The sequence below is a fragment of the Shewanella sp. Isolate7 genome, from assembly GCF_022398425.1.
Taxonomy (GTDB): domain Bacteria; phylum Pseudomonadota; class Gammaproteobacteria; order Enterobacterales; family Shewanellaceae; genus Shewanella.
In genome coordinates this window covers 39,713-47,507 of sequence record NZ_JAKEVJ010000021.1, presented here as the reverse complement: position 1 = coordinate 47,507, position 7,795 = coordinate 39,713, and the positions used below count along the sequence as shown (strand labels likewise).

At 54.4% G+C, this 7,795-nt stretch carries 9 protein-coding genes; 4 read left to right on the top strand and 5 right to left on the bottom strand.

What is annotated here, in order from left to right; genetic code table 11:
* The first annotated feature begins 717 nt into the window (after positions 1-717).
* The 3 genes from L1D47_RS07185 (at position 718) to L1D47_RS07175 (ending at position 3,008) form a co-directional block, all read left to right on the top strand.
* On the top strand, positions 718-1,545 hold the full coding sequence (locus tag L1D47_RS07185) for an SseB family protein (RefSeq protein ID WP_239883564.1): 828 nt from the start codon (positions 718-720) through the stop codon (positions 1,543-1,545).
* A 163-nt stretch (positions 1,546-1,708) separates the two neighbouring features.
* Positions 1,709-2,188: a YbaK/EbsC family protein gene (locus tag L1D47_RS07180; protein ID WP_041508488.1), complete on the top strand. Its 480-nt coding sequence runs from the start codon at positions 1,709-1,711 to the stop codon at positions 2,186-2,188.
* Positions 2,189-2,330: 142 nt separating this feature from the next.
* On the top strand, positions 2,331-3,008 hold the full coding sequence (locus tag L1D47_RS07175; RefSeq protein ID WP_239883563.1) for an SDR family NAD(P)-dependent oxidoreductase: 678 nt from the start codon (positions 2,331-2,333) through the stop codon (positions 3,006-3,008).
* A gap of 82 nt (positions 3,009-3,090) precedes the next feature.
* On the opposite strand, the gene L1D47_RS07170 is transcribed toward L1D47_RS07175, so the two are convergent.
* The 5 genes from L1D47_RS07170 to L1D47_RS07150 all read right to left on the bottom strand — a co-directional run bounded on the left by L1D47_RS07170 (position 3,091) and on the right by L1D47_RS07150 (position 6,397).
* A complete protein-coding gene (locus L1D47_RS07170) occupies positions 3,091-3,684 on the bottom strand; it encodes a hypothetical protein (RefSeq protein ID WP_239883558.1) in 594 nt (197 codons plus the stop codon).
* Between the two features lie 326 nt (positions 3,685-4,010).
* Entirely contained in the window at positions 4,011-4,373 is a 363-nt protein-coding gene (locus tag L1D47_RS07165; RefSeq protein ID WP_239883556.1) for a response regulator, read from the bottom strand.
* Between the two features lie 189 nt (positions 4,374-4,562).
* On the bottom strand, positions 4,563-5,645 hold the full coding sequence (locus L1D47_RS07160; RefSeq protein WP_239883555.1) for a rhomboid family intramembrane serine protease: 1,083 nt from the start codon (positions 5,643-5,645) through the stop codon (positions 4,563-4,565).
* Between the two features lie 14 nt (positions 5,646-5,659).
* Complete coding sequence (locus tag L1D47_RS07155; protein ID WP_239883544.1) at positions 5,660-5,914, bottom strand: hypothetical protein; 255 nt, start codon at positions 5,912-5,914, stop codon at positions 5,660-5,662.
* 174 nt (positions 5,915-6,088) lie between these two features.
* Entirely contained in the window at positions 6,089-6,397 is a 309-nt protein-coding gene (locus tag L1D47_RS07150; RefSeq protein ID WP_239883542.1) for a hypothetical protein, read from the bottom strand.
* A gap of 376 nt (positions 6,398-6,773) precedes the next feature.
* On the opposite strand from L1D47_RS07150, the gene L1D47_RS07145 reads away from it, so the two are divergent.
* The gene (locus tag L1D47_RS07145) at positions 6,774-7,634 is read left to right on the top strand and encodes a pirin family protein (RefSeq protein WP_239883540.1); all 861 of its coding nucleotides are present in this window, start codon (positions 6,774-6,776) and stop codon (positions 7,632-7,634) included.
* Positions 7,635-7,795 lie beyond the last annotated feature (161 nt).

Below are 7,795 nucleotides of genomic sequence, written 5' to 3'. Positions count from 1 at the left end.
ACTTCATGTCTGTCTAGAACTTTCAATGCATACTTTCGTTGTATAATATCAATTACAACAATTAGTTAAGCCTCATCTAAAGCAATCAAGAATAAGCTCAGGTTGTGGCTACAACAAATCCCCATCGAAGTTGCCGAAATACATAAATGAAAATGCCGTGTAGCCATCATGGACGATGGCTAAGACTCGGGGGGACAGGAGTCCCATCCGAGTCGTTAGGCGATTTTCATTGAAGTATGAGGGCAAACAACTTCGTCTGGGGCGGCAAGGGGAGATGCAAGAGGGGGATTGCTGAAGATCCCCCTCTTGCCCTGGTGTGGAACGGAGTTCCACGACTTTCCTCGGTCGCCAGACCGAAACTAGCCAAGGGGGCAGAACAAATGGGGCGGCAGCGGGAGATGCAAGGTGAGTAATTATCCTTGAAGATTGTGCTTACGAACGAGAGGCACGGATGCCGAACTGGCTTTTATATAAGGATATATTTGGGGATTGCTGTTGATCCCCCTCTTGCCTGGGTGTGGAACGGAGTTCCACGACTTACCTCGGCCGTAAGGCCGCACATACCCAGATATGGGTTGAAGACCCACAACATTATTTCCCCAAACGAAGTTTGCCCCCACTCACCACTCCCCTCTAGACCCAGCTAACACCTTGATCTACTATGCCCACTCACCAGGATGTCTGGTCTATACCAGCTGGCAACAAGGATTAGCGAAAATGGAAGTTACACTCACCCCGAGCAATGCACTCGAAACCGCCCTGCAGGCGGCACTTGCCGATCACACCCAGGCCAAAGCCCTCTATGAACACCTGATTAAGGCCCGGCTCTACCTGCTGAGCGACGGCCAAGAAGATCCTCAGGCCGATGGCACCACAGAGCTCTCCATCATGCAATGGCACATCCCCGTCAGCGATGATCAGGTGCACTACTTCGTCCCGCTGTTTACCTCCCAGGAGGCGGTCGATCAGGCCAAGATGGTTATGCAAGCAGAGGGCAGCGAATTTCACGGTCAGATAGAGATAGATGCGCCTCAAGCATTTCAGCTGCTGCTGACCAATCAGATGGATATGGCGCTCAACCCCAATAGCAATCTATCGAAAGTCGTCAGCAGCGATGAGATCCGCTATATGTTGCTGCCCGACATGGTGCTACTCCCCCAGGGAAATCACCTCCTGCTGCTAGGCAAGGTACTGGCAAGCGATCTGCCCATGTTCGGCGCGGTGCGGCAAATATTGGCTAACTACCCCAGCGTCAAGGCGGGCTATTTCATCGAATCATGCGAGCTAGATATCCGCCGCGGCGGCACAGACAGCGCCTTCACCCTGGCGCTCACCCTGGAGGGAGATAGGATTAGCGATGATTTCAGCCGCATTCGCAGCGATTGCCGCAACCTGCATAGGGAGATTGAGCTTCATGGCTGGGAGATACGCCCCTACCTGTTAAGAAGTGACAAACATGATGAGATAAGCGAGTTCTGCCTGAAGAAGCTTGACCCCTTCTACCGCCCTTCATTGTTGAGCAAAATTAAGACCTGGTTTAGCTGATCGGCAAGCCAGGCTTGGCGGGTGACTTAATCGATAAAAAGCGCTGCTCAGTCAGCAGCAAAAACGGTATCAAGCCAGTGGTGAAAAGTGCACTCAGCCAGCATTGGAGCCTGGCTGGACTATACTTATCGATAACGTTTCACAACGTTAACGAGGCAAGTATATGAGTATTTCAAACCGGTTAAATCACTATCTGGCTGAGCATGAAGTGAACTATGAGATAGTGCTGCACCGCCACAGCCACAACTCTATCAGCTCGGCGATTGCCGCCCAGCTGGCCCCCGCCCAAGTCGCCAAAGGGGTGATATTGGAAGATCATCAGGGACGCAGGATCATGGCGGTACTGCCCACCAATCATAAGATCAACCTCAAGGCGTTGGGTGACAAGCTCAACCGCGATCTGCATCTGGTGAAGGAGCAAACCGTCTATCAGATGTTTGACGATTGCGAGCACGGCGCCATCCCCTCCCTCGGCGCGGCCTACAACATAGAGACCATCTATGATGACCTGCTGATCGAGGCCAAGGAACTCTACCTCGAGGCCGGCGACCACACCAGCCTGGTCAGGCTGAGCCGGGAAGACTTCATCAAGCTGATCAAAGACGCTAAACACCTGAGGTTTAGCTATCAGAGCATCCACTAGCACTGACTCATCAGGGAAGCGGCGGCTTCCCTTTTTTTGTCCAGGCTCTCATTAATCCTTCTCACACCCCACAGCTTCTGGCATCTGGGCTAAGTTGCGGCATAATAGGCCGACCTAACCAAGCTTAATGAGTGAATGGATCATGATACTAATTACCGGAGCCAGCAGCGGCCTGGGCGCGGCCCTCGCCAGGCGTTATGCCAACATGGGGGAGCAGGTGGTGATCTCGGGGCGCGATCAAGCCAGGCTTGCCAGCGTAGCGCAGAGCAGTAGCGGCCTTCATCCTCTGAGTGCCGACCTCTGCAACGAGCAGAGCGTGGCGACGCTGTTAGATGGCGTCGATGCCATGAGCGGCGCCTCACCACTTAGCACCGCGATTCACTGCGCCGGCAGCGGCTACTTCGGCCCCATCGCCGAGCAGCAGGCCGATGAGATAACTAAATTACTGCAAAACAACGTCACCTCCAGCATCTTGCTGGTGCGCGAGCTGGTTAGACGCTATCGAGACACGCCGCTGAATCTGGTGGTAGTGATGTCCACGGCCGCCCAGCAAGCCAAGGCGGGGGAGTCGACCTACTGCGCGGCCAAATGGGCGGTGCGCGGCTTCATCGAGTCCGTGCGCCTGGAACTCAAGGGTAAGCCGATGAAGATCATCGCCGTCTATCCCGGCGGCATGGATACCGGCTTCTGGCCCAGCAGCGGCAAGTCCCTCGACACCTCGAGCTTCATGAGCGCCGAGGAGGCCGCCGAGATGCTACAGGGAGCCCTAAGGGCCACCGAACATGGCCATATCGCCGATATCACCATCGCCAGAGGCTAGCTGTTCGAGATTGAGCGAAACCAAAACAAAGGCTCGGCCTGAATAAGCAGTGCCGAGCCTCGCTTAAGAGCTTGCTAGCAGATCACTTACGCTTGTAGATGGCTTCCATCTCGGCGGCCATGGCCTCTGCCTCTTCGAGCTGCAACTTATGTTGTTTTTCGCCAAGTTCGATAAGTTGTTGCTCTAAATCCGCCAATTGCTCCTGCTCGGACTGGGTGAGCTCTGGCTTATCCTGCAGGGCAAAGATGGCGTCATGGATCTTATCCATCTCCATATCCAGGGCCTCGATAGCATCGGGATTCTCGCCGTCCTGACTATCCAGCTCATCCAGCCAGGCATTAAACTGCTCACGTGAGGCGCCCACGCCCTCGGCGGTCTGGTCGATGAAACAGTCAGACAAGGCCTCGGCGTTCTCTTCTGTCATGCGCTCATACTTATCGAAGCAGCTCTTCATGGCGTGGCGATAACCGCGCTCCAGCTTGCCGCTGTCGATACCAGACACCTGCTCCATGGCGATAAAGTCGCCGTCGGCTTTCATCTGCGAGACATTAAATTCGATAAGCTTATCGACATCCACCTCCATGCCAGCCAAGCCATAAGCATCAGGCGGTGGAAGGTCGGCGCCCTGGGCGCTGGTGAGGATAAAAAACAGCGGTAGTAAGAATCTTGCTTTCATGATTAATCCCTTAATCTGGTGTAATAGCTTAGTCTGTGTAATAGCTTAGTCTGTGTAATAGCTTAGTCTGTGTAATAGCTTAGTCTGTGTAATAGCTTAGTCAGCCAGGCGGTGACCTCCTTGTTGCCGCCATAAGATAGCCCAGCCCATGGGGCCAGTCTAGAGACAAGCGCGCTCACGAAAAAGCGGCTTTTCCTTTATAGGACAAGCCGCTGAAAATGATGATTTATTATGATGCTGCTGTCAGGAATGGGCTGGCTAATACGACGCTGAATCTTCTTGAAATCCTGGCCAATAGCCTGCGAACCACCTCGCCAGCGGCGGCGTTAGAGGTAGGCCTCGATTATCACCTGAATCGCATCAGGCATGACAGGCTTGGTGATGTAGTCATCGACGCCGAGCTTGAGGGCAAAATCCTTGTCCGACTGCTCCGCCAGCGAGCTTATCACCACCAGGGGGATCTTGGCGGTCTCTTCGCTGCCCTTGAGATGCTGGATCACCTGATAACCGTTGACGTGGGGCATGGTGATATCCAGCAGGATCAGATCCGGTACCAGGGATTTCATCACCTCGATGCCACCACTGCCCGAGTTCACCGCGGTGACCTCATAGTCGTCCCCCACCATGGCGAGTAACACCCCGGTACAGACGGGATCATCGTCGATGATCAAAATTTTCGCTCTGGACATTTATCTCTCGCTCTCGCTGTTGATTTGATTACATTGTATCCAAGTCTGGCGGGAATACCAGCCTGTGGCAGGTGGTTAACCTTAGGATTTAGACCCCTTTTTTTCGCTTAAGTTTCAGCAACAAAAAGCACGCCCATAAAAAAGCCCCGTCCGAAGACGGGGCCTTGAAGCACGGCGGCAACTCAAAGGTTAGCGGGCGATTTTCACCTCGGGCTCGTTGAGCAGCGCCAGCATAGGATTATCATGCATCACCTTGGCCTTGAGGCTAACCCCCAAGATAAGGCCCATCACAAACCCGCCTATGTGCGCCCAGTAGGCCACGCCCTGGCCCGCCATGACCAAGCCAAAGATGTTGAATCCCAGCCAGATGGCGAAGAAGGCCATGGGGCTGAGCTTCTTCTGATACACCACGAACATGAAGGTCAGGCTGGCATGGCGGAACCACATGAGGTACATGCCGAACAGCCCGGCGATGGCGCCACTGGCGCCCACCATGTAGATGCCAGAGCCAGGGTCGGCGGCGATCTGCGCGGCGGCTGCGGCCAGGCCACACAGGAGATAGAGCGCGAGAAACTTGGCGCGGCCCAACACATCTTCCAGGTTATCCCCCACCACGTAGAGGAAATACATGTTACCCGCCAGATGCATGATATCGCCATGAAGAAACATATGGCTCAGCAATGTCCAGGGGTGGTGGCCCGCCAGCAACTCGTTGGAGCGCATGGCAAAGTTTTCGAACACTGTCTCTGTGCTGCTCAGGTTAAAGCCGTAGGCGACGAAGATCAGTATATTGAGCGCCAGCAGCATGTAGGTCACTAAGGGCGTCGATTTCGGCTTAAGGTTAAATTCCACCGGCATCTTGCAGAGGAACTGAAACAGCCAGGTCTTGACGCTGATGCTAGCGTTTAACTCCTCCAGCAGTTGTCTCACCTTGGGCGATTGCACCACCTTGGTACGCTCATGCTCATCGACCCAGACACCGCTACAGCTATGGCAGACATCCACCTCGATCTCATAGCCAGTCATCAGATGGTAGCGATGCAAGCTCAGGTCGCACTGATGACAGCTGCGGCTGGAGATCCCCAGCAGCTCGCCCAATGTCTCTTCGACCCTGACATCATCATCGCCATTGTCGGCCTTCGACAGGGCGGCATTTAGCTCGCCGTTTTTAAACCAGAGACCACCGCACTGACGGCAGCAATCCACATGCTCGCCGTGAAAATTGTAGGCTCTTAGTCGCCCCTCGTGGCAACCTGGACAGATATGGGTCATGGGGAGCTCCTTTGCTAATCTACTATGATGTCGTTGCGTCTCAGCTCATCGGCCAGCGCAGTATAATTGGCCTTCAGTGCCGGCAGTGTGTTGTCGCTCATCTCTTTGGTCAGCCCCTTAAGCAGGTCGCCGCCATACTTGGCGCCATAGACTCGCCCCTCAATCTTGCCAATGATATCGGTCACCTGCAGATAGAAGCGCCGGGTCTGTGACAGCAGCTGAGGCGGCGTCTCCAGGGTATAGGGCGAGTAACGCATATTCTCCCACACAAAGCTAGCCAGGGCAGGCTTGTGATTCTTGATGTCGAAGGGCGCCTTACCGGCGATGAAGTCGGCGTACTCATTGATGATGGTGATATTGTCCTACACCTCATCATATAGGGCATGACGCAGGTAATAGTTGTTCTGCTTGTTGGTCAGGTTATCGAAGGTGATCGCCTGCGACTATCCCTCCTGCGCCGCCACATAGACGCCGGCGACCGTGGCGATGATCATGAAGATCTGGCTGATCCAGAAACTGGTCTTCACCAGCTCCCGATTGTCTAAACGGGGAAAACGCTTGCCATCCTCTATCGCTGTGGCTGGGGCTGGGGCTTGGTCATGCTTGCTCTGCGTGTGCTTAAAGTGGATAGATGCAAGGCACAGTTTGCAGCGAATGGCCCTAGTCCTTCGCAAGAACTGTAACGCAGCAAATACCGCAGTAAGCCTCGCCCTGCGGGGCTTTGATAGCAACACCATTTCGGCGTTATTCAACTTCAGCAGGCCTCGGCATGCCCTCAGTTGAATGCCTTGAACTGTCGCTGCTATCAAAGCCAGAGCTGTGCGACGACTTGTTCGCACCTTCCCTAACACAAGCCGATGACAAATTTGTACCACGAGGTTTTATTTTGATAACAAAAACAATAGCTACCGAATATTTTTGTGATACAAGCCTCCCGTAATCCAATGCAAGAGGCGACTCACCTCTGCGTTAAACATCCTATTTTGTAGAAGCTATTAAGCGGTATTTAGCAATATTCGTTCGATTAAACCAGTGATAGGCTGATCCCATTCCCGCCAGCTACACTTAAGCAGCACTAAAGCAGTACTGAAGCAGCACTAGGCGGTTCCCAATCATGAGGTACTTAAGATGAAAGTGATCAGCCAATTTACCGCCCGTCCCGCAATGGATGGTGACGGCGTCAACATCCGCCGTGTGGCCGACTTTATGAACACCCGCTTCGATCCCTTCCTGATGCTGGATGAGCTCAAGTCGGACGATGCCAGCGACTATATCGGCGGCTTCCCGCCCCATCCTCACCGCGGCATAGAAACCTTTACCTATATCCGCAAGGGGGGCTTCGAGCACAGAGACCAGCTGGGGAATGTCAAGGCAATCAAGGCCGGTGACGTGCAGTGGATGAGCACAGGCAGCGGCGTGGTGCACTCAGAGATGCCCCTGGCCGACGCCCAGGATGGCCTACACGGCTTTCAGATCTGGCTCAACATGCCCGCCAAGGAGAAGATGCGCCCGGCCATCTACCGCGATAGCACAGACGAGCCGCTGCCCGAGACACAAAACGACAGCGGTGCCCGTCTGCGTGCCCTGGCCGGCAGCTGGCAGTTAAAAGGTGGTGAGCCGCTGCAGGCGCCCATTCAGGAACTGGCGGGCGATGGCAAGATAGCCGACCTGATGCTGGCGCCCAATGGTTCGGCCCAGCTGGATCTAAAGTCGCGCGAATATGTGGGTCTCTATCTCTATCAGGGCGAGCTGGTTAGCCAGGCGGCGCCGGAAAAGCGCTACGGCGCGGGGCAATACCTTGTCGTCGATAGCCGACAGCTCATCGAGCTCGAGGCGGGCGAGCTGGGCGCTGGGGCGCTGGTGTTTGCCGGTCAGCCCATTCGCGAGAAGATAGTGCACATGGGCCCCTTCGTGATGAACACCGAGCAGGAGATCCAGCAGGCGATCGCCGACTATCAGGCGGGACGATTCGGCAGCATCAAGGCCTAATGGCTTAACCCAACAGATGAAGAGGGCCAATAGCCCTCTTTTCTTATGTAAATTCAGCAGCATCCAACTGCGCCAAAATCGTGATCCTGTGCTAACTTTCTAACAATGAAAATCTCGAAATCGTCACAAAACCCATGATAATTTTATTACCACTTTGTAGG